At 65.6% G+C, this 20,207-nt stretch carries 20 protein-coding genes and 1 tRNA gene; 13 read left to right on the top strand and 8 right to left on the bottom strand.

From position 1 onward, the window contains the following. Positions 1-24: 24 nt before the first annotated feature. Positions 25-101 (bottom strand) — tRNA-Arg (locus BRAS3843_RS37030). A gap of 400 nt (positions 102-501) precedes the next feature. After that, on the bottom strand, positions 502-1,977 hold the full coding sequence (locus BRAS3843_RS37025; protein WP_008974415.1) for a HAMP domain-containing sensor histidine kinase: 1,476 nt from the start codon (positions 1,975-1,977) through the stop codon (positions 502-504). 407 nt (positions 1,978-2,384) lie between these two features. Here BRAS3843_RS37025 and rpmH point away from each other — a divergent pair, with 407 nt between their 5' ends. The 10 genes from rpmH to dapE all read left to right on the top strand — a co-directional run bounded on the left by rpmH (position 2,385) and on the right by dapE (position 11,359). Then, positions 2,385-2,519 (top strand): 50S ribosomal protein L34, encoded by a 135-nt coding sequence (gene rpmH / locus BRAS3843_RS37020; protein WP_006609582.1) that lies wholly within the window; start codon positions 2,385-2,387, stop codon positions 2,517-2,519. A 32-nt stretch (positions 2,520-2,551) separates the two neighbouring features. Continuing rightward, positions 2,552-2,965: a ribonuclease P protein component gene (gene rnpA, locus BRAS3843_RS37015; RefSeq protein WP_008974413.1), complete on the top strand. Its 414-nt coding sequence runs from the start codon at positions 2,552-2,554 to the stop codon at positions 2,963-2,965. Continuing rightward, the gene (yidC, locus tag BRAS3843_RS37010; RefSeq protein ID WP_008974412.1) at positions 2,962-4,824 is read left to right on the top strand and encodes a membrane protein insertase YidC; all 1,863 of its coding nucleotides are present in this window, start codon (positions 2,962-2,964) and stop codon (positions 4,822-4,824) included. The genes rnpA and yidC overlap by 4 nt, the downstream gene beginning before the upstream one ends. Before the next feature lie 163 nt (positions 4,825-4,987). After that, positions 4,988-5,647 (top strand): ribosome biogenesis GTP-binding protein YihA/YsxC, encoded by a 660-nt coding sequence (yihA, locus tag BRAS3843_RS37005; RefSeq protein WP_008974411.1) that lies wholly within the window; start codon positions 4,988-4,990, stop codon positions 5,645-5,647. Beyond that, on the top strand, positions 5,644-6,015 hold the full coding sequence (locus BRAS3843_RS37000; protein WP_008974410.1) for a DUF423 domain-containing protein: 372 nt from the start codon (positions 5,644-5,646) through the stop codon (positions 6,013-6,015). Before yihA ends, BRAS3843_RS37000 begins: the two co-directional genes overlap by 4 nt. A gap of 70 nt (positions 6,016-6,085) precedes the next feature. After that, on the top strand, positions 6,086-6,982 hold the full coding sequence (argB, locus tag BRAS3843_RS36995) for an acetylglutamate kinase (protein ID WP_008974409.1): 897 nt from the start codon (positions 6,086-6,088) through the stop codon (positions 6,980-6,982). Positions 6,983-7,106: 124 nt separating this feature from the next. Beyond that, positions 7,107-8,105, top strand: a complete 999-nt coding sequence (locus tag BRAS3843_RS36990) for a DUF1036 domain-containing protein (RefSeq protein WP_139025087.1) — start codon at positions 7,107-7,109, stop codon at positions 8,103-8,105. A 219-nt stretch (positions 8,106-8,324) separates the two neighbouring features. Continuing rightward, positions 8,325-9,017, top strand: coding sequence for a pyrimidine 5'-nucleotidase (locus BRAS3843_RS36985; RefSeq protein WP_008974406.1), 693 nt, complete (start codon positions 8,325-8,327; stop codon positions 9,015-9,017). 260 nt (positions 9,018-9,277) lie between these two features. Then, positions 9,278-10,123: a 2,3,4,5-tetrahydropyridine-2,6-dicarboxylate N-succinyltransferase gene (dapD, locus tag BRAS3843_RS36980; protein WP_008974405.1), complete on the top strand. Its 846-nt coding sequence runs from the start codon at positions 9,278-9,280 to the stop codon at positions 10,121-10,123. A 69-nt stretch (positions 10,124-10,192) separates the two neighbouring features. Continuing rightward, positions 10,193-11,359, top strand: coding sequence for a succinyl-diaminopimelate desuccinylase (gene dapE / locus BRAS3843_RS36975; protein WP_008974404.1), 1,167 nt, complete (start codon positions 10,193-10,195; stop codon positions 11,357-11,359). Positions 11,360-11,369: 10 nt separating this feature from the next. Here the strand turns inward: dapE and BRAS3843_RS36970 are convergent, their stop codons facing one another. The 4 genes from BRAS3843_RS36970 to def all read right to left on the bottom strand — a co-directional run bounded on the left by BRAS3843_RS36970 (position 11,370) and on the right by def (position 15,997). After that, positions 11,370-13,427 (bottom strand): methyl-accepting chemotaxis protein, encoded by a 2,058-nt coding sequence (locus BRAS3843_RS36970; protein ID WP_008974403.1) that lies wholly within the window; start codon positions 13,425-13,427, stop codon positions 11,370-11,372. Between the two features lie 156 nt (positions 13,428-13,583). After that, complete coding sequence (gene truA / locus BRAS3843_RS36965) at positions 13,584-14,321, bottom strand: tRNA pseudouridine(38-40) synthase TruA (RefSeq protein WP_008974402.1); 738 nt, start codon at positions 14,319-14,321, stop codon at positions 13,584-13,586. Between the two features lie 118 nt (positions 14,322-14,439). Next, positions 14,440-15,375 carry a methionyl-tRNA formyltransferase gene (fmt, locus tag BRAS3843_RS36960; protein WP_008974401.1) on the bottom strand — a complete coding sequence of 312 codons (936 nt, stop codon included), beginning with the start codon at positions 15,373-15,375 and terminating at the stop codon, positions 14,440-14,442. Positions 15,376-15,469: 94 nt separating this feature from the next. Next, a complete protein-coding gene (def, locus tag BRAS3843_RS36955; protein WP_008974400.1) occupies positions 15,470-15,997 on the bottom strand; it encodes a peptide deformylase in 528 nt (175 codons plus the stop codon). 179 nt (positions 15,998-16,176) lie between these two features. On the opposite strand from def, the gene rmuC reads away from it, so the two are divergent. The 3 genes from rmuC (at position 16,177) to BRAS3843_RS36940 (ending at position 19,329) form a co-directional block, all read left to right on the top strand. Then, positions 16,177-17,391 (top strand): DNA recombination protein RmuC, encoded by a 1,215-nt coding sequence (gene rmuC / locus BRAS3843_RS36950; protein ID WP_035984074.1) that lies wholly within the window; start codon positions 16,177-16,179, stop codon positions 17,389-17,391. Positions 17,392-17,475: 84 nt separating this feature from the next. Further along, entirely contained in the window at positions 17,476-17,775 is a 300-nt protein-coding gene (locus BRAS3843_RS36945) for a GIY-YIG nuclease family protein (protein WP_008974398.1), read from the top strand. A 171-nt stretch (positions 17,776-17,946) separates the two neighbouring features. Beyond that, on the top strand, positions 17,947-19,329 hold the full coding sequence (locus BRAS3843_RS36940) for an MFS transporter (protein ID WP_008974397.1): 1,383 nt from the start codon (positions 17,947-17,949) through the stop codon (positions 19,327-19,329). Between the two features lies 1 nt (position 19,330). Here the strand turns inward: BRAS3843_RS36940 and BRAS3843_RS36935 are convergent, their stop codons facing one another. After that, positions 19,331-19,711 (bottom strand): hypothetical protein, encoded by a 381-nt coding sequence (locus BRAS3843_RS36935; RefSeq protein ID WP_008974396.1) that lies wholly within the window; start codon positions 19,709-19,711, stop codon positions 19,331-19,333. Positions 19,712-19,772: 61 nt separating this feature from the next. Continuing rightward, on the bottom strand, positions 19,773-20,198 hold the full coding sequence (locus BRAS3843_RS36930; protein WP_008974395.1) for a hypothetical protein: 426 nt from the start codon (positions 20,196-20,198) through the stop codon (positions 19,773-19,775). Positions 20,199-20,207 lie beyond the last annotated feature (9 nt).

Raw genomic sequence — 20,207 nt, 5'->3', positions numbered from 1 at the left:
CCTGTATTCCAGCCCGAGATCAAATGGCGCGCCCGGAACGATTCGAACGTCCGACCCTCAGATTCGTAGTCTGATGCTCTATCCAGCTGAGCTACGGGCGCGTTTTTCGCGTGTGGTCTCGGGCTGAACGCCCGAAAAGGCCGGTCCGCAATCCGGAGGGCCCTGCGAAAGGCCACCTGACTAACGGCTCAGGACGCGCTTGGCAAGGTGGCAGGCACGGATTTTGGCGCAGATTTTTGCGGGACGGCCGGACCGGGGACGGCTCGAGCCACGGGTGTCAGGGAGTTAGCCGCTGACCAATGCTGGGCGGAGCCAATGGGACGCTGTCCTTGTCCGACGACCTCGAGATTCCGGGTTCAATGCCTTCGGCATTGCCCCGGAATGACGGAATGGGCAGCACCGAACACAAGGAAAGTTGGTCGGACCTTTGCGGACCGACGGCAGGAGATCTTTGGCGACCTCGTCGGGCGCAGGGGCGCAGGGTTCTCGCGGCAGCACGGCTCAGGCGCGCGCCCGCTCCTTGCGGACGCTCTGCAACTCCACTGGGCGATCGGGAATGGCGATGCGGAAGGTGGCGCCCAGCGTGCCCTCGACCAGCTGAATCTCGCCGTCATGGGCGCGGACCAGCTCGGCGGCGATCGCAAGCCCGAGCCCACTGCCGCCCGGACGCCCGGCGCTGCGGAACGCTTCGAACAGGTGCTCGCGCACCTTGGCCGGCACGCCAGGCCCGGTGTCCGAGACTTCGAGGATTGCGACGGCGCCCTCGCGGCGGCCGCTGACGCGGATCTGGCGGACGCCTGCGTCGGCCGCCTGGCTCTCTAATGCCTGCGCGGCATTGCGCACCAGATTGAGCAGCACCCGGAACAGCTGGTCCGGATCGGCATCGACCTCCAGGCCGCGTTCGATCGCGGCCACCCAGGTGATCGACGTCGTCGGCGACAGCCCCGCGGTCTCCCGCACCTCCGTCACCACCGACTCGACCGTCACCATGCGGCGATCGGGCGCAGGCTCCTGGACCCGGCCGTAGGAGAGGGTCGACTGGCAGAAATCGATGGCGCGCTCGAGCGAGCGCATCAGCTTCGGCGCGAAGCGCTGCACCCGCGGATCGGGCACGCTGGCGAGCTGGTCGGACAACAGCTGCGACGAGGCCAACAGGTTGCGCAGGTCGTGATTGATCTTCGACACCGCCAGTCCGAGCGCCGCGAGACGGCTCTTCTGATGCAGCATCGACACCAAGTCGCGCTGCATGTCGGCGAGCTCGCGCTCGGCCACACCGATCTCGTCGCTGCGCTGGCTCGGCACGATGATCCGCGCCACACTTTCCGGATTCTCGTGGAAGCCGACCAGGCTTGCGGTCAATCGCCGCATCGGCCGCACGAACAGATAATGAAGCGCGAGATAGACCAGCGCGGCCGTCAGCACGGCCAGCAGAAGCGAGACGCCCAACAGGTTGCGCGAGAAGCGATACATCGCCTGCCGCAACGGCTTCTCGTCGGTCACCACCTCGATGAACTGGGCGCGGCCGGGCGCCGGCCCGATCACGCGCATCACGTGGTTGCCTCGCTCGGTCATGGTCCTGAGCGAATTGACGATCGCGGACCACGCGGTCATGTCGCGCATGTCGAAGTCATGATCGATGGCTGCAGGCAGGTCGGCGCTGGCAAGCAGCCGCCGCTGCTGGCCCATCTTGATGGCGACCGCGCGGGCGTTGATCGAGGTCAGGATCTGGCGGGCAAGCGAATCGGGCACCATTCCCGATGGCGCCGCATCGAGCACCAGGGCTGCGGTATTGGCAGCGGCGAGCCGGTCATTGAGGCGGTTTGTCCAGAAATTGGCGATCGCGGGCACATAGATCAGCACGGCCGCAATCATGACCAGCGGAATGGTCAACAGCAGCAGCTTTCCGGACAGCCCGAGCCGGCGCGACCGCTTCGGCCGCAGGCGCTCTATGATCGGCTGGTCGTCGGTTTCTGGCACGTGTCGCCCTTCACGAGGGATCCCAACCCTTACCGTTCCGCAACATGGAGCCCGGCCCCAGGCCCCGTCAAATTACGGATCGCTCATGTTCCGGTTCCACTGACCTATGTTGAAGGCCAGATGGAAACCACCCCTCCCCCGAAAACCCCGGGAAATCGGTTCTATTCACGCCCCATTCGGCACCCGTGCAGGCTTCGCGCAGATGGTCCGCCGCACGATTGACGAGAACAGGTCGCTCCCGTATAAGCCGCGCCAACTGTCCGCGATGGTTCCGGCTTGTCCGGGGGCGGCTCGATTCCTGGGCCGGCGGCGGCCTGCTTTGGGCCTGGCAGCATCACCGGACATCCTCGACAATTTATACAGGCAGATTGCCTTCTGGCAACTTGCCCGTCAGCGGAGATTGACCCGTGAAGCGGACCTATCAACCCAGCAAACTGGTGCGCAAGCGCCGTCACGGCTTCCGCGCGCGCCTCGCCACGACCGGGGGCCGCAAGGTTCTCGCCGCCCGCCGTGCGCGCGGTCGCAAGCGTCTGAGCGCCTGAAGCCAGGGCGTCTCTCCCCGGAGATTTCCATCATGGATCGGCTGCGGCAGCGGGCGGACTTCCTCGCCGTTGCCGATGGCGTGCGGGCGAGCAGCCCTGCCTTCGTCGTCCAGCGGCGGGAACGCCAGGACCAGGGCCCGATCCGGATCGGCTTCACCGTCACCAAGAAGAACGGCACCGCCACGGAGCGCAACCGCATCCGCAGGCGGTTGCGCGCGCTGGTGCAACGGCTCGATCCCCTGTCGATGCGGCCGCACAGTGACTATGTGCTGGTCGGTCGGCGCGACGCGCTCACGCGCGACTTCTCGACCATGTTCGACGATCTCACGACCGCGCTGGGCAGGCTCGATCGGCCGCCTCGCTCGCAGGGCGAGCCGCGTTCCAAGCGGCCACCTGCCAAGCCCCGCCAACCGGATCAACTGACCAGACGACAAGAAGAACGATGACCGACAATCGCAACACCATCCTCGCCGTCGTCCTGTCCGGGCTGGTCCTGATCGCCTGGCAATATTTCTACAACATGCCGCAGATGGAGCGGCAGCGCGCGCAACAGGCGCAGACGGAGCTCGCCAAGAAGCAGGCAGCACAGCCGGAGACATCGCAGCCGCAGACGTCGACGTCGGCGCCGCAGCCGGGCTCATCAGGCGCCCCCAGCGCGCCCTCCACCAATGCCCCGGCCGGCAGCGCCGTGGTGCCGCGCGACGCCGCGCTCGAAGCCACTCCTCGGGTCAAGATCGATACGCCGCGCCTTGCCGGCAGCATCTCGCTGAAGGGTGCCCGCATCGACGACCTCGCACTGGTGCAATATCGGGAGACGGTCGACCCGAAATCGCCCGCGATCGTGCTGTTCTCGCCCTCCAACACCGCCCACCCTTATTATGCCGAGTTCGGCTGGGTCGCCGGCGCGGGCTCGAGCGTGGGCGTTCCCAACCAGAACACGGTCTGGCAGCAGCAAGGCTCGGGCTCACTGACGCCGTCGACGCCGGTGACGCTGACCTACGACAATGGCGCAGGGCTCACCTTCCACCGCACGATTTCGGTCGACGAGCATTATCTGTTCACGATCAAGGACGACGTCACCAATACCGGCGGCGCGCCGGTGACGCTCTATCCGTTCGGGTTGATCTCGCGCCACGGCACCCCGCAGGTCTCGGGCTACTACATCCTGCATGAGGGTCTGATCGGCTATCTCGGCGAGCACGGCCTGCAGCAATTCACCTACAAGAAGATCGACGACGAAAAGGTCGTGAACTTCAGCGCGACCGACGCCTGGCTCGGCATCACCGACAAATATTGGGCCGCGGCGCTGCTGCCGCAGACCGATGCACACCTGCAGGCGCGCTACCAGTCCAGCCTCGAAGGCAATCTGCGCCGCTACCAGACCGACTATCTGGAGGATGCGCAGACGGTCGCGGCCGGCGCCACCAACACCGTCTCCACGCGGCTGTTCGCGGGCGCCAAGGAAGCGGGCGTCGTCGGCATCAACTTCCCGATCGGCGGGCTTGGCGGCTACAACCAGGCGCTCGGACTGAACCATTTCGATCTGTTGATCGACTGGGGCTGGTTCTATTTCCTGACCAAGCCGATGTTCCTGGCGCTCGACTTCTTCTACCGCTTCTTCGGCAATTTCGGCATCTCGATCCTCCTGGTGACGGTGCTGGTGAAGCTCTTGTTCTTCCCGCTCGCCAACAAGTCCTACGCCTCGATGGCGAAGATGAAGTCGATCCAGCCGCAGCTTGCCGCGCTCAAGGAGCGCTATCCGGACGACCGGGTGAAGCAGCAGCAGGAGATGATGGAGATCTACAAGAAGGAGAAGATCAATCCGGTCGCGGGTTGCCTGCCGGTGCTGTTGCAGATCCCGGTGTTCTTTTCCTTGTACAAGGTCCTGTTCGTGACCATCGAGATGCGGCACGCGCCGTTCTACGGCTGGATCAAGGACCTCTCGGCGCCCGACCCGACCAACCTGTTCACGCTGTTCGGGCTGCTGCACTACGACCCGACACAGCTGCCGATGTTCGGGCACTATCTCGCGCTCGGCATCTGGCCGATCATCATGGGCATCACGATGTGGTTCCAGATGAAGCTGAACCCGACGCCGCCAGATCCGACGCAGGCGATCATCTTCAACTGGATGCCGCTGATCTTCACCTTCATGCTCGCGGGCTTCCCGGCCGGCCTCGTGATCTACTGGGCCTGGAACAACACGCTCTCGGTGCTGCAGCAGAGCGTCATCATGCGCCGCAACGGCGTGAAGGTGGAATTGTTCGACAACATCCGCGGCGCGTTTTTCAAGAAAGCGGCGTGACGCGGCGAGTCACTCTCAGCCGTCAGAGATGAGCGTGTTGAGACCTCGATAGACTAATCAGCCGTCATGGCCGGGCTTGTCCCGGCCATCCACGTCTTGGTCGTGCGGAAGAAGGGCGTGGATGCCCGGGTCAGGCCCGGGCATGACGGAGATTGAGATCACGATGACCACCAGCGCCACTGATGATGCCGAGCTGATCGAACAAGGGCGAAAGCTGTTCGCCGGCCAGTGGCATTTCACCCACGCGGCGCCCTCGATCGCGGCGCTGCCGCCGATGGGAGCGATGGAGGTCGCGTTCGCCGGCCGCTCCAATGTCGGCAAGTCGAGCCTGATCAATGCGCTGACCGGCCAGACCACCTTGGCGCGGACCTCGCACACGCCCGGCCGCACCCAGGAGCTGATCTTCTTCGAGGGGCCGGACAAGGTCCCGCTTCGGCTGGTCGACATGCCCGGCTACGGCTACGCCGCTGCTCCGAAGACCAAGGTGGCATCCTGGACCGCGCTGATCCACCAGTTCCTGCTGGGACGCGCCAGCCTCGCCCGAGTCTACGTCTTGATCGACGCGCGGCACGGGCTGAAGGAGGTTGACCAGGAGGTGCTGACCACGCTGGACAAGTCCGCGGTCAGCTACCAGCTGGTCCTGACCAAGGCCGACCAGATCAAGCCGGCGGAGCTCGCCGCTCGCGTGGCCGAGACCGAGGCGGCGCTGGCCAGGCATCCGGCCGCCTTCCCGCAGGTGCTGGCGACCTCCTCGCGCGCCGCCACCGGCATGGCGGAGCTGCGCGCGGCGATGGCGCGGCTGTTGCGGGAGCGTGGCGCATGAGCCGGTGGCCGCGGATTCTGGTTGCCTGCGCCGGGCTGATGGGCGCCGCCGGCGTCGCGCTCGCGGCCCTGGCCGCCCACGCTGCGGACGCCTCGCGGCTCGGGCCTGCTTCCAACATGCTGCTGTTCCATGCCTCCGCGGTGCTCGCCACCGTCGCGCTGGCTGGACGCGGCGCCGTGCACGGCCGCGTCGGCCTGATCTCCGCCACCGGCTTCGTGGTCGCTTCGGTCTTGTTCGCGGGCGATCTCGCCATGCGCCATTTCACCGGCGAGCGGCTGTTTCCGTTTGCCGCGCCGATCGGCGGCAACCTGCTGATCGTGAGCTGGCTGTCGATCACCGTCTGCGCGCTGTGGCCGCGCCGCGGGTGACGGCCGCTTTGCGCCGCCTGCGGCAATCGGCTAGAAGGCGGCGACTTCCCCGCCAGCGAGATTGTCTCCCATGACCGACGCGACCCATATCAGCCCGCTCGATCAGGCCCGCATCCTGTCGGAAGCGCTGCCGCACATGCAGGAATATGACGAGGAAACTATCGTCATCAAATATGGCGGCCATGCCATGGGCGACGAGGAGACGGCGAAGGCCTTCGCCCGCGACATCGTGCTGTTGGAGCAGACCGCGATCAATCCGGTGGTGGTGCATGGCGGCGGACCGCAGATCGCGACCATGCTCAAGCGCCTCGGCATCGTCTCGGAATTCGCCGCAGGCCTGCGCATCACCGACGCCGCCACCATCGAGATCGTCGAGATGGTGCTGGCCGGCTCGATCAACAAGCAGCTGGTCGGCTACATCAACGAGGCCGGCGGCAAGGCGGTCGGCCTGTGCGGCAAGGACGGCAACATGGTCCGCGCGGTCAAGGCGACGCGCACCATGGTCGATCCGGATTCCCACATCGAGAAGGTGGTCGATCTCGGCTTCGTCGGCGAGCCGGAGAAGGTCGATCTCACGCTGCTCAACCAGATCATCGGCTATGAGCTGATCCCGGTGCTGGCGCCGCTCGCCACCTCCAAGGAGGGCCAGACCTTCAACGTCAACGCCGACACCTTTGCCGGCGCAGTGGCCGGCGCGCTGAAGGCCAAGCGGCTGTTGCTGCTCACCGACGTGCCGGGCGTGCTCGACAAGTCCAAGAAGCTGATCCCCGACCTGTCGATCGCGGATGCGCGCAAACTGATCGCCGACGGCACCATCTCCGGCGGCATGATCCCGAAGGTGGAGACCTGCATCTACGCGCTCGAACAGGGCGTGCAGGGGGTCGTCATTCTCGACGGCAAGGTCCAGCACGCCGTGCTGCTCGAGCTCTTCACCAACCAGGGCACGGGCACGCTGATCCACAAGTGATGGGCAGCGCAGTCGCCGGATGAAGACCGTGAGGGTGCGAAATGGGATCGTCATTCCGGGGCGCCTCGAAGAGGCGAACCTGGAATCTCGAGATTCCGGGTTCGATGCTCCGCATCGTCCCGGAATGACCGCAGCGTTGACGTACGCGCTGCTGATCATCCTCTCCCTTCTCACCTCCGCGCCCGCCGCCGCTGACCTCAAACTCTGCAACCGCATGAGCTATGTCGTCGAGGCCGCGATCGGCGTCGATGAGAAGTCGGCCACCGCGACCCGCGGCTGGTTTCGGATCGATCCCGCCACCTGCCGCGTCGTGCTGCAGGGCGATCTCACCGCCGACCGCATCCTGTTGCATGCGCGCGCGCTCAGCCTCTACGGCGCCTCGCCCATCCCGGAAAACGGCAACGACACGCTCTGTGTCGCGCAAGACAATTTCATCATCGCAGCGGCGCGGCAGTGCCGGACCGGACAGACGCCGGCGCCCTTCACCCAGATCACACCGACCAAGACGGACGACGGCACTCTGGTCGCCTACCTCGCCGAGAGCGCGGAATATGACGACGAGCAGGCCCGGCTCGCCGGGATCCAGCGGCTGCTCGGCATCGCCGGCTACGACGCCGCGCCGATCGATGGCGTCGACGGGCCGAAGACGCAAGCAGCACTGGCCGCGTTCCTGAAGAGCCGCAACCTGTCGGCCGACATCGTGTCGCAGCCCAGTTTCTTTTCCACCATGGTCGATGCAGTGCAGGCGCCCTCGCCGACCGGGCTGACCTGGTGCAACGACACCCCGCACAAGGTGATGGCGGCGGTGGCCACCGACGATGGCAGGAGCGTGATCAGCCGCGGCTGGTATCGCATCGATCCCGGCAAGTGCCTGCATCCTGATATCACCGGGCAGCCGAAGAAGGTTTATAGCTTTGCGGAAGCCGTCGACGCCGACAACCGCAGCATCAAGCTCAAGGACAAGCCGTTGAACTGGGGCGGCCTGACCCAGCTCTGCACCCGCGAGAGCAAGTTCGAGACCTCGGAACAGGGCGACTGCCTGAGCCGGGGCTTCACCGCAACCGGCTTTGCCGCAGTCGACATCGCCCGCGGCGGCAAGACGCTGCGCTTCGCGCTGCCGTGATGGCTTTCGTTGCCCGTCAGTGTTGCGTTGGAGATGTCGCCGCAAACACAGCTGTCGTCCCTGCGAAAGCAGGGACCCATAACCACCGGCTTTTGTGAGTCGATGATCATCTGCCACCGTGCCTTACTGATCGATTCCGCGGTATGGGTCCCCGCGTTCGCGGGGACGACAACGGAGTACGTAGTGCCAGCTCTCACCGAATGACCATTTGAGATAGCGATGACGAACCCAGCCCGCACCTTCGATCATGTCGACACCTGGGTGTTCGACCTCGACAACACGCTGTATCCGCATCACGTCAATTTGTGGCAGCAGGTGGATGCGCGGATCGGCGAGTTCGTCGCCAACTGGCTGAACGTGTCAGCGGAGGAGGCCCGCCGCATCCAGAAGGATTACTATCGTCGCTATGGCACCACGATGCGCGGCATGATGACCGAGCACGGCGTGCATGCCGACGACTTCCTGGCCTACGTCCACAAGATCGACCACTCCCCGCTGGAGCCGAATCCTGCGATGGGAGCCGCGATCGAGAAGCTGGCGGGACGCAAGCTGATCCTGACCAACGGCTCGGTCGATCACGTCGGGGCGGTGCTGTCCCGCCTCGGCCTCACGTCGCATTTCCACGGCGTGTTCGACATCATCGCCGCCGAGCTGACGCCGAAGCCGGCGCCGGAGACCTATCAGCGCTTTCTCAAGCTTCACGATGTCGATCCGACGCGAGCCGCCATGTTCGAGGATCTCGCGCGCAACCTGGTGGTGCCGCACGGCCTCGGCATGACCACGGTGCTGGTGGTGCCCGACGGCACCAAGGAGGTGGTCCGCGAGGACTGGGAGCTCGAAGGCCGCGACGATCCGCATGTCGACTACGTGACCGACGATCTGACCAGGTTCTTGCAGGGGCTGGCGGGATAAGCTCAAAGATTTGACCGTCATGCCCCGCGCAGGCGGGCATCCAGTACGCCGCGGCCTATCGCTTCGTCAGGACTGTCTCTGGAATGTTGGGTCACCCGCCGGAGCCTGTCGTCGGGCTCGCCAAAGGCGAGACCCGGTGGCGGGTGACGACAGCAGAGCAAAACTTGACACCCCCTAGCCAAACTCCGAAAAAGCCACCCCTGTTCTGCCGATTTGACGCGCTCCCGCACGAGCGCCACGCCCAATCCAAGGATCGATCGATGTCCCTCTCCGCCCTGGAATCCACCATCAACAGCGCCTTCGAGGCACGTGACGGTATCTCGACCACCACCAAGGGCGAGGTGCGCGATGCCGTGGAGAGCGCGCTCGAACTGCTCGACAAGGGCGCGGCGCGGGTGGCCGAGCGCGGCACCGACGGCAAATGGACCGTCAATCAGTGGCTGAAGAAGGCGGTGCTGTTGTCCTTCCGTCTCAACGACATGGGCGTGATCCCGGGCGGCCCGGGCCAGGCCACCTGGTGGGACAAGGTGCCCTCGAAATTCGAGGGCTGGGGCGAGAACCGTTTCCGCGACGCCGGCTTCCGCGCCGTGCCGGGCGCGATCGTGCGCCGCTCCGCCTTCATCGCCAAGGGCGTGGTGCTGATGCCCTCTTTCGTCAATCTGGGCGCCCATGTCGATGAGGCCACCATGGTCGACACCTGGGCCACCGTCGGCTCCTGCGCCCAGATCGGCAAGCGCGTGCACATCTCCGGCGGCGCCGGCATCGGCGGCGTGCTGGAGCCGCTGCAGGCCGGTCCCGTGATCATCGAGGACGACTGCTTCATCGGCGCGCGCTCTGAAGTCGCCGAGGGCGTGATCGTGCGCAAGGGCGCGGTGCTGTCGATGGGCGTGTTCCTGGGTGCCTCGACCAAGATCGTCGACCGCGAGACCGGCGAGGTGTTCGTCGGGGAGGTGCCGGAATACGCGGTCGTGGTGCCGGGTGCGCTGCCGGGCAGACCGATGAAGAACGGCGAGATCGGCCCCTCCACCGCCTGCGCCGTCATCGTCAAACGAGTCGACGAGCGGACCCGGTCCAAGACCTCGATCAACGAGCTGTTACGCGACTGATCGTCGCTTGGACCGCGGCGCCACTCGGCAGGACTGGCGGGCAGCTAAACTGGCATGTTAATCGGGGGCATGACCGATGCCCTCGCCATTGCCCGCGACCTGATCCGCTGTCCGTCCGTCACCCCGGCCGATGCCGGCGCGCTCGGCGTGCTCGAGCGGCTCTTGAGGGAGGCCGGCTTCGAGGTGCATCGCGTCACCTTCTCGGAACCGGGCACCGCCGACATCGACAATCTCTATGCCCGGATCGGCAGCGAAGCGCCGCATCTCACCTTCGCCGGCCACACCGACGTGGTGCCGCCCGGCGACGAAGGCGCCTGGAGCCTTGGTGCGTTTTCCGGCAAGGTGAAGGACGGCTATCTCTACGGCCGCGGCGCGGTCGACATGAAGGGCGGCATCGCTTGCAGCCTCGCCGCCGCGCTCGCCTATCTGCGCGATCATGGCGGCAAGCCGCGAGACGACGGCAAGGGCTCGATCTCGTTTCTCATCACCGGCGATGAAGAGGACGTCTCGATCAACGGCACGGTGAAGCTGTTGCAATGGGCGGCCGAGCGCGGCGAGACGTTCGATCATTGTGTGCTGGGCGAGCCGTCGAATCAGGAAGTGATGGGCGACTGCATCAAGATCGGCCGCCGCGGCTCGCAGTCCGGCACGCTGGTCGTCGAGGGCAAGCAGGGCCATGTCGCCTATCCGCACCGCGCCGCCAATCCGGTGCCGGATATTTCGCGCCTGATCGTCGCACTCTCCGACGAGCCGCTCGACCGCGGCAGCGCGCAATTCCAGCCGTCGAACCTCGAATTCACCTCCGTCGATGTCGGTAACGCGGCGAGCAACGTGATCCCCGGCAGCGCACGGGCGAAATTCAACATCCGTTACAATGACTGCCACACCCAGGAATCGCTGCGGGCATTGGTCGAGGAGCGGCTGAGAGTGGCGTGCGGCAACCGCATCCGCGCCCACATCGACTGGCTGCCGTCGAACTCCAACGTGTTCCTGACCAAGCCCGGTCCCTTCACCGATCTCGCGGTCGGCGCGATCGAAGCGGTGACCGGACGCAAGCCGGAGCTATCCACTACTGGCGGCACCTCGGATGCGCGCTTCATCTCGTCCTACTGCCCGGTGATCGAGTTCGGCCTGGTCGGCCAGACCATGCACCAGATCGACGAGCGCGCGGCGGTGGCCGATATCGCGACGCTGACGAACATCTATCGCGGCATTCTCGACAGGTATTTCGCCTAACCGATCCGGATCAGGCGACCTTCACCTCCGACAGGAACTGGTCGACCTCGCGGCGCAGATCGGTCGCCTGCCCGGCAAGGCTCGCAGCCGAGTCGAGAAGCGAGCGGGCCGAACCGCGGGTGTCGGCCGCAGCCGCGGAGACCAATTCGATCGACGACGAGACGTCCCGGGTGCCGCTCGCGGTCTGCTGCACGCTGCGGGCAATCTCCCGGGTGGTGGCGCTCTGCTCGGCGACAGCCGCCGCGACCGATCCGGTGACGCCGCTGATCGTGTTGACCACGGCGGCGATCTTCTCGATCGCGGCCACCGTGCTGCCGGTCTCGTTCTGGATCGCCACGATCTGGCTTTCGATCTCCTCGGTCGCCTTGCTGGTCTGCGATGCCAGGCTCTTCACCTCGGAAGCCACGACGGCGAAACCCTTCCCGGCCTCGCCCGCCCGCGCCGATTCGATCGTGGCGTTGAGCGCCAGCAGGTTCGTCTGCGAGGCGATGGCACGGATCAGTTGCACGACATCGCCGATGCGCGTGGCGCTGCCGGCCAGCGTGCGGACCTTGTCGGTGGTGTCGAGCGCCTGGCTGGTCGCGTTCGACGATTCCGATGCAGCTTCCGAGATCTGCCGTGTGATCTCCTTCATCGACGCGTCGAGTTCCTCGGAAGCCGCCGCCACGGTGTTGACGCCCGATGTCGCCTGCGCCGCCGCCTCGGACACGGTGGTGGCGCGGGACGCGGTGGTGCTGGCGGAGTTGTCGAGCGCCTCGGCCGACTGTTTCAGGCCGCTCGCCGCCTCGCTCAGTCGTCCACAGAGCGTGTCGATGACGTCGCCGAAACGGCGGGTGAGCGCCTCGACCTTCTGCCGGCGCGCGTCGCGCCGCGCTTCCGCGTCTGCCCCCTGTTGCGCCAGCCGATCGGCCTCCGCGGACTTCTCCTGCAGAACGCCGATGGCGTTGGCGAGCGTGCCGACTTCATCGGTCCGGTCGCGATAGGCAATCTCCACGTCACGTGCGCCACCGGCGATGCGCCCGATCAGTTCGGTCAGGTTGCTGAGAGGCTTGATGACGCGGGCATTGAACCAGAGCGTCGCGAGTGCGGCCGCGCCGACATTGATCAGCAACAAGGCCATCGCCAACACGAAACGGCTCTGGGACTCGGCGATCGCGATCTCGCTCTGGCGCACGGCCTCGGCCAGCGCAGCATCGCGCAGCGGCAGGATCGTGTCGAGCACCGGGAATATCGAACGCAGGAACTGATCGGGATCGAGATCGAGCACCTTGCCCCGGTTTGGCGCTACCTGCGACGCATAAAGCTCGCCGCCGCGTGCCCAATAGCCGCTCTCGACCTCGGCCAAGGCGGCGTACACCGGCTTCTGGTCGATATCGGCAGCCGCAATCTTCGCCGTGGACCAGATCCGGTCGATGCGTCCCTTGAAGGTGGCGAGCGCTTCCGCCGCCTCTCCGGCCATCGGCTGCTTCGTTGCAATGGCGCGAATGAACGTCGTGGTCGCCCGGCCGGCCCAATCGCGCAAGTCCCAGCCGATCACCGCCAGCCGGGCAGCCCGGCCGATGGCGGAATTGGCCGAATTGATCCGGCGCACGATCACGTCGACATGGCCGCCGGTCGCTTCCTGGACCGTGAACATCTGCGGCACATAGTCGCGGACGACCGCCTCGGACCGCGCCGTCTTGGGCTGAGCCACGGCGTCGAGGGCGGCCCCGCGCAGCGCGCGCAGCTTCTGCTCGATCGAATCCAGAGCCGCCAGATCCTCAGGCAACTGCGCGAGACCGCGCGCCTTGGTCAGCGCGTCATCCGATCCGCCGGTGACCTTCCGGAGCGATGCAAGTTCGTCCGCCGTCGCCGCGTTGGCCGATGCGAGGCGCGGATTGACCATGGCGCGCTCGAGGTTCAGCTTTTCCGGGAGCCGCAACATCGCCGACAGCAGCTGCGCATCACTGCCCGCGGTCCGGGCTGCCTGAAGCGAGGCCATCTGCTGCCAGGCGAACACCATGGTTGCGAGCAGGCCGATCACGGCCCCGAGCAGCAGAGATAGCAGGAAGACTTGGCGAATGCGCACGACAGACCTCGCTGAACAGCAGCATGAGCTCACGGATAGCAGCGAGGATTCCAATTTGGAGTTAAGAAACTCCCTCCGGCGAAACGAAACGGAAACTAATTAGGAAAGCCATTCGGCCCGGCGGACGAAACCTGCAGTTCCATGGCGGGACATTCCTCAATACTCCACCCGCACCAAATAGAGCCCCTCCGGAGGGGCGACGACACCGCAGGCAGCGCGGTCGCGCGCGGCAAGTGCAGCGTAAAGATCATCCGCGTTCCAGCGGCCCTGCCCGACCCACACCAGCGAGCCGACCATCGAGCGCACCTGGCTGTGCAGGAACGAGCGCGCGGAGGTGAGGATAGTCACCGCGTCGCCGTCTCTGATGACGTCGAGTTGGTCGAGCGTCTTCTCGGGGGATCTCGCCTGACATTCCGTATCACGGAACGTGGTGAAATCGTGCTTGCCGAGCAGCCGCTGCGCGGCCTCATGCATCGCATCCGAATCCAGCCGCTTCGGCACGCGCCAGACACGCCCCATATCGAGCGCGAGATTGGCGCGGCGATTCATGATGCGGTAGCGATAGTGCCGCTTCCGTGCCGAGAAGCGCGCTTCGAACGTCTCAGGGACGATCTCGGCGGCAAGCACCGCGACCGGGTGCGGGCGCAGATGCGCATTCAGCGCATCGCGCAAACGGTCGGGACGAAACTCTTTGTCGATGTCGCAATGCGCGACCTGGCCTGTCGCATGAACCCCGGCATCGGTGCGCCCCGAGCCGTGCACGCGGGTGGGCACGCCGCAGGTGGCCTGCACCGCGGCCTCGAGCGCACCCTGCACCGACGGCAGCGTCTCCTGCAGCTGCCAGCCGCAGAACGGCGCGCCGTCATATTCGATGATGAGCTTGTAGCGGGGCATGCCATCCCGAAGGTGTCATCGCCCGCGCAGGCGGGCGATCCAGTATCCACTGACGTCTCGGTTCAACAATGAAGGCTTCGGCGCACTGGATACCCCGCCTGCGCGGGGTATGACAGTCTTAAGAAAAGCTGGCGCCGCGCTTCAATGGCGTGCCGCGCAGGAAATCAGCGGCCTGCATCGGCGCCTTGCCGGCGCGCTGCAGCTCGACGATGCAGATCGCGCCCTCGCCGCAGGCGATGGTCAATTGGTCGTCGAGCACCTCGCCCGGCGTGCCGGCGCCGGCGGCGAGCGCGCAACGCAGGATCTTCACCCGCACCGCTTCGCCATCCACCTCGACCTCGCTCCAGGCGCCGGGAAACGGCGACAGGCCATGGATGTGGCGCAGCACCGCATGCGCGGAATTCGCCCAGTCGATTTTGGCTTCGGCCTTCTCGATCTTGGCCGCGTAGGTGACGCCATCCTCAGGCTGTCTGGTCAGCGTCAGCGCACCGCGCTCCAAGGCCGCCATCGCCCGCCCCATCAGCCCGGCGCCGATTGCAGCGAGCTGGTCATGCAGGTCGGAGGCCGTCATCGCATCTGATATCGCGAGGCGCTCACCCATGGCGACGTCGCCGGTGTCGAGGCCGACATCCATCTTCATCACCATCACGCCGGTCTCGGCATCGCCTGCCATGATGGCGCGATTGATCGGCGCCGCACCGCGCCAGCGCGGCAACAGCGAGGCATGCAAATTGTAGCAGCCGAGCCTGGGAGCATCGAGAATCGGCTGCGGCAGGATCATGCCATAGGCCACGACGACGGCGGCGTCGGCGTTGTGCGCGTGAAATTCTGCGAGCGCCTCGTCCGTTCTCAGCGTCTTCGGCGTGAGCACAGGAATATCGAGCCGCCTCGCCTCCTGCTCCACCGGAGTCGGCTGCAGCGCCAGCCCGCGGCGGCCGCCCGGCTTCGGCGCGCGGGTATAGACGGCCGCGATCTCATGGCCGTGAGCGGCGAGTTCGCGCAAGGTCGGCACGGCGAAATCCGGCGTGCCCATGAAGATCAGGCGAAGGGGCATGCTGCTTGCTCGATGCGTTCCCTCCCCCCTTGTGGGGGAGGGTTACAAGGGGGGAGAGAGCCGACCGCGCGAGCCGGTCGGCTCGCCGTATTCATTACTCCGCCGCCCGCTTGGCGGCCTTGGCGAACTTCTTCATCACGCGGTCGCGCTTCAACTTCGACAGATAGTCGATGAAGAGCACGCCGTTGAGGTGATCGATCTCGTGCTGGATGCAGGTGGCATAGAGGCCTTCGGCATCCTCCTCATGCACCTTGCCGTCCAGATCGGTAAAGCGCACCCGCACCCGCGCGGGCCGCTCGACCTCCTCGTAATATTCGGGGATCGATAGGCAGCCTTCCTGATAGACCGACAATTCGTCGGACTTGGACAGGATCTCCGGATTGATGAAGACCCGCGGCTCGGCCTTGCCCTCGCCGTTCTCGTCGCGCTTGGCGAGATCCATGGTGATGACGCGCACCGGCTGCGCGACCTGGATCGCCGCGAGCCCGATCCCGGGCGCGTCGTACATGGTCTGGAACATGTCGTCGACCAGCTGCCGGATCTCCGGCGTTACCTTCTCGACAGGTTTGGACACCAGCCGCAACTGTTTGTCCGGCAGGATGATGATTTCTCTGAGGGCCATGGCGCGCGATTTAAGCGCGCCGCAGCACGCGGTCAATCTGAACGCCGCCACTCCGGCCGTCCCCGAGCAACGAATTTTAAGTCAGCGTTAACCATGAATTTCAACGGTTCGTTAACCATAAATGTTCTTATTTTGTTCCTGTTTATCCGCGAATCTGATAGATTGGGCCCATGACCCCGATGAACCCCGTCGTTTTCGTGATCGGCGACCTGCCGGTCCGGGCCTTTGACGCGCTGACCGGCTTCGGCGCGCTGGTGCTGCTGCTGCTTGTTGCGCTTGTGGTGGCGGTGGCCCGCTCCGGCCGGCGTGGGGCGGAGCTTGCGACGATGCAGGCGATGCGCGCCGACGAGCTGGAGCAGCGCCTGTCCGAGATGCTGCGGGCCCAGAGCGAGGCGTCGGGACGCGTGGACGCGATGGCGCAGGTGCTTGCCGGCCGCCAGACCGAGCTCGCGCGCACTGTCAACGACCGGCTCGATTCGGTGACCCACCGGGTCGGCCAGTCGATGGAGCAGACCACGCGCCACACGATGGAGTCCTTGCGCGTGCTGCATGAGCGGCTCGGCATCATCGACCATGCGCACAAGAACCTGACCGAGCTGACCACGCAGGTGACGACGCTCCGCGACGTGCTCGCCAACAAGCAGGCGCGCGGCGCCTTCGGCCAGGCGCGGATGGAGGCGATCGTCCAGGACGGGCTGCCGAAGGGCAGCTACGCGTTCCAGTACACGCTGTCGAGCGGCAAGCGCCCGGATTGCGTCGTGTTCCTGCCGGATGCGCGCCCGCTCTGCATCGATGCGAAATTCCCGCTCGAGGCCGTGACCGCGCTGCACGACGCGCGCAGCGACGAGGAAAAGCGTTTCGCCTGCCAGCGGCTGCGCGCCGATGTGCTGAAGCACGTCAACGACATCGCGGAGAAATACCTGATTGTCGGCGAGACCCAGGATACCGCGCTGATGTTCGTGCCCTCGGAATCGGTCTATGCCGAGATTCATGACGGCTTCGACGACGTGATCCAGAAGGCCTATCGCGCCCGCGTCGTGCTGGTGTCGCCGTCGCTGCTGATGCTCGCGATCCAGGTGATGCAGCAGATCATGAAGGACGCACGCATCCGCGACGCTGCCGACCAGATCCGCACCGAGGTGATGCATCTCGGCGACGACCTCGGCCGCCTGCGCGAGCGCGTGCTCAAGCTGCAGAAGCACTTTGGCGACGTCAACGAGGACGTTCGTCAAATTCTCATCTCCGCCGACAAGATCGAGAAGCGCGCCGGCCGGATCGAGGAGCTCGATTTCAGCAAGACCGACGCCCCGGTCGAAGCCCCACGGATCGTGGCTGCGCCGGGTGCGGCACCCGACCTGTTTCCGCTGGCGGGACGGATGCAGGCGGGGGAGTGATCCGCCGCCGTTGAAGGAACTGCTCCTCCACATACGGTGTCATCGTCCGCGAAGGCGGACGATCCAGTATTCCAGAGGCCGCAGATGGGCGTATGCAGCTTCTACGTTTACATCCTCGCCAGCAAGATCGGCGGCACGCTTTACATCGGCGTCACGAACGATCTCGTTCGCCGCGTGGCCGAGTACAAATCGAAACTGATCGGCAGCTTCACGAAGAAATACGACGCCTTACGGCTCGTTTACTTCGAGCAATACGACGATCCAGAGAATGCAATTCGGCGCGAGAAGCGGCTGAAGAAATGGAATCGCGCATGGAAGATCCGGTTGATCGAGGAGAATAACCCGAACTGGGATGATCTCTATCCAGGTATCGCCGGTCTTTAGACGCACTCATACCCACAAACACTGTCATGCCCCGCGCAGGCGGGGCATCCAGTACGCCGCAGCGTCTGCGGTCAACCGAGCCGCCTCGGAGTACTGGATCGTCCGCCTTCGCGGACGATGACAGTGGAGAGTGGGGAAGCGCTCCCGGCCCAAATCTGCTACGACGACTCTATGACCCTGCCCAACACCGCATCCGACATCAGCGCTGACAATGGCACCCGCGCCGCCGACGCCCCCGCCCCCACCTGGCGCGAGAGCGTGGCCGTCTACCTGCAGCCGCGCGTGCTGATCGTGCTGTTCTTGGGCTTCTCCTCCGGCCTGCCGCTGGCACTCTCCGGTTCGACTTTGCAGATCTGGATGCGCGAGGTCGGCGTCGATCTCGGTACCATCGGACTCTTCGCTCTGGTCGGAACTCCGTACACACTGAAGTTCCTGTGGGCGCCGCTGGTCGACGCGCTGCATGTCCCGCTCTTCACAGCCGCATTCGGCCGTCGCCGTGGCTGGCTGGTGTTTGCGCAAATGCTGCTGATCGGATCGATCGTGCTGTTGGCCCTGACCGATCCCGCCCGCGCGCCGTTCATGGTTGCGCTCGCGGCGCTCTTGGTCGCTGCGACCTCATCGACCCAGGACATCGTGGTCGACGCCTTCCGGGTCGAGAGCCTGCCCGAGAGCGAGCAGGCCGCAGGCATGGCGGCTTATGTCGCCGCTTACCGCATCGGCATGCTGGTCTCGACCGCCGGCGCGCTCGTCGTCGTCTCGGCATTCGAGAGCAGCGGCCTGCCGCGACCGTCGTCCTGGATGTGGGGCTACATCGTCATGGCCGGGCTGGTGCTGATCGGCACCGTCACCGCGCTGCTCGCGACCGAGCCCGCGCAATCCAAGCAGGCCGAGGCCGCCACCGCCGCAGACACCGCAATCGTCCGCGTGATCCACGCCGCCAGCGGCGCGTTCTCGGAATTCCTCGCCCGCAAGGACGCGTTCGCCGCGCTCGCCTTCGTGGTGCTGTTCAAATTCACCGACGCGTTTTCCGGCACCATGACGGCGCCGTTCGTGATCGATCTCGGCTTCAGCAAGGTCGACTATGCCGCGATCGTCAAAGGCGTCGGGCTTGCCGCGACGCTCGCCGGCGGCTTTGCCGGCGGCTTCCTGGCGCGGCGCTATTCACTGGCCACCAGCCTGTGGATCAGCGGCGTGGTTCAGGCGCTCGCCAACCTCTCCTTCTCCTGGCTCGCAATCACCGGCGTGAGCCAATGGGCGCTGGCACTGGCGATCTGCGCAGAGAATTTCACCAGCGCGATCGGCACCGTGATCTTCGTCGCCTATCTCTCGGCGCTGTGTCAGAACCCGCTGCACACCGCCACCCAATATGCGCTGCTCACTGCGCTGGCGGCAGTGGGACGGACTTATCTGTCGTCAGGCGCGGGCTATGTGGCGAAGGCGACCGGCTGGCCGCTGTTCTTCATGATCTGCGTGCTGGTCGCGATTCCGAGTCTTGTGCTACTTGGCTGGCTGCAGCGGCGCCGACATTTTGACGGCCTCCAGATGCGAGTCTGATCTATCGCTTGAGGTCGTCGCGCACCTTTCCATTGAGCCGCTCGAACTCAGCCACGACCGCGTCACAGGCCGTCTTTTCGGCCTCGCAACGCACGTCCATCTGAATGGACAGGTTATCTCCTTCCGGCATCACCCGGCGCCGAATTGCGGTGGGATAGGCAGGATGGTCCGACGGCACAAATGACCAGACGGTGAGGGCCGCGCTGTCCTCGATCACGGTCCAACCGGATTGCATTGAGCTCCTGGTACCCGGTTTGGCGCGTAGCCCCTCCAGCGCCGCGGCAACACTGGGGTAACCGAGATCGACCTGACCGCCCTCCTCGGACGCGGCCGCCGGCGATGCAAGGGCCGTGGCAACGACAAGCGCTGGTAGGGCTTTCATCCGCGACCTCCCGTCACGCACGCACCTGGCGTATCGCTCCATGGCGCAAGCTAACCAGGAATTAGCGCTTCACCAAGCTCCATTTCGTGATCACCGCCTCACTCACCTGCCCGGCGTCCTGCGCGCAGGCGATTTCGCCGACCTTCACCGCGATCTGCTTGCCGAGCAGGCCCTTCAATTGCGCCGCCTGCGCATTGTTGGCGATGATCAGCTGAAACGTCTCCGGCCCGGTCTCGAGATTGCAGAGCCCGTTCGGCGGCGGCAAGCGACGCGGTTCGCTGGCGATCTGATAGGCCATGGCAGGCTCACCGGGCTTGGCACCGCGAACCTTCAGGACATTGAGCTCGCCCGACAGCACGTCGCCGGCATTGATCGGCTTGCCGACCTTGAGCGGCTCGTCGCTCTGCTGCGCCAGCGCCAACGGCGCTGACAACCCGGCCAGAATCGCGCCCAAAGCCAGCCGTTTGCCGAATCCGCGTTTCGTCATCGATCAACT

This window comes from Bradyrhizobium sp. STM 3843, from assembly GCF_000239815.1.
Lineage (GTDB): Bacteria > Pseudomonadota > Alphaproteobacteria > Rhizobiales > Xanthobacteraceae > Bradyrhizobium.
Note: the sequence above shows the minus strand (reverse complement) of the source record. Positions and strands in the feature narration are given on the sequence as shown.

Excerpts from the sequence above, each read along its gene's own strand:
- BRAS3843_RS36985 (WP_008974406.1), top strand. The coding sequence starts at position 8,325 with ATGACGAACCCAGCCCGCACCTTCGATCATGTCGACACCTGGGTGTTC.
- rmuC (WP_035984074.1), top strand. The coding sequence starts at position 16,177 with ATGAACCCCGTCGTTTTCGTGATCGGCGACCTGCCGGTCCGGGCCTTT.
- argB (WP_008974409.1), top strand. The coding sequence starts at position 6,086 with ATGACCGACGCGACCCATATCAGCCCGCTCGATCAGGCCCGCATCCTG.
- dapD (WP_008974405.1), top strand. The coding sequence starts at position 9,278 with ATGTCCCTCTCCGCCCTGGAATCCACCATCAACAGCGCCTTCGAGGCA.
- truA (WP_008974402.1), bottom strand. The coding sequence starts at position 14,321 with ATGCCCCGCTACAAGCTCATCATCGAATATGACGGCGCGCCGTTCTGC.
- BRAS3843_RS36930 (WP_008974395.1), bottom strand. The coding sequence starts at position 20,198 with ATGACGAAACGCGGATTCGGCAAACGGCTGGCTTTGGGCGCGATTCTG.
- BRAS3843_RS36945 (WP_008974398.1), top strand. The coding sequence starts at position 17,476 with ATGGGCGTATGCAGCTTCTACGTTTACATCCTCGCCAGCAAGATCGGC.
- yihA (WP_008974411.1), top strand. The coding sequence starts at position 4,988 with ATGACCACCAGCGCCACTGATGATGCCGAGCTGATCGAACAAGGGCGA.
- BRAS3843_RS36940 (WP_008974397.1), top strand. The coding sequence starts at position 17,947 with ATGACCCTGCCCAACACCGCATCCGACATCAGCGCTGACAATGGCACC.
- fmt (WP_008974401.1), bottom strand. The coding sequence starts at position 15,375 with ATGCCCCTTCGCCTGATCTTCATGGGCACGCCGGATTTCGCCGTGCCG.
- rnpA (WP_008974413.1), top strand. The coding sequence starts at position 2,552 with ATGGATCGGCTGCGGCAGCGGGCGGACTTCCTCGCCGTTGCCGATGGC.
- BRAS3843_RS36990 (WP_139025087.1), top strand. The coding sequence starts at position 7,107 with ATGACCGCAGCGTTGACGTACGCGCTGCTGATCATCCTCTCCCTTCTC.
- BRAS3843_RS36935 (WP_008974396.1), bottom strand. The coding sequence starts at position 19,711 with ATGAAAGCCCTACCAGCGCTTGTCGTTGCCACGGCCCTTGCATCGCCG.
- dapE (WP_008974404.1), top strand. The coding sequence starts at position 10,193 with ATGACCGATGCCCTCGCCATTGCCCGCGACCTGATCCGCTGTCCGTCC.
- yidC (WP_008974412.1), top strand. The coding sequence starts at position 2,962 with ATGACCGACAATCGCAACACCATCCTCGCCGTCGTCCTGTCCGGGCTG.
- BRAS3843_RS37000 (WP_008974410.1), top strand. The coding sequence starts at position 5,644 with ATGAGCCGGTGGCCGCGGATTCTGGTTGCCTGCGCCGGGCTGATGGGC.
- def (WP_008974400.1), bottom strand. The coding sequence starts at position 15,997 with ATGGCCCTCAGAGAAATCATCATCCTGCCGGACAAACAGTTGCGGCTG.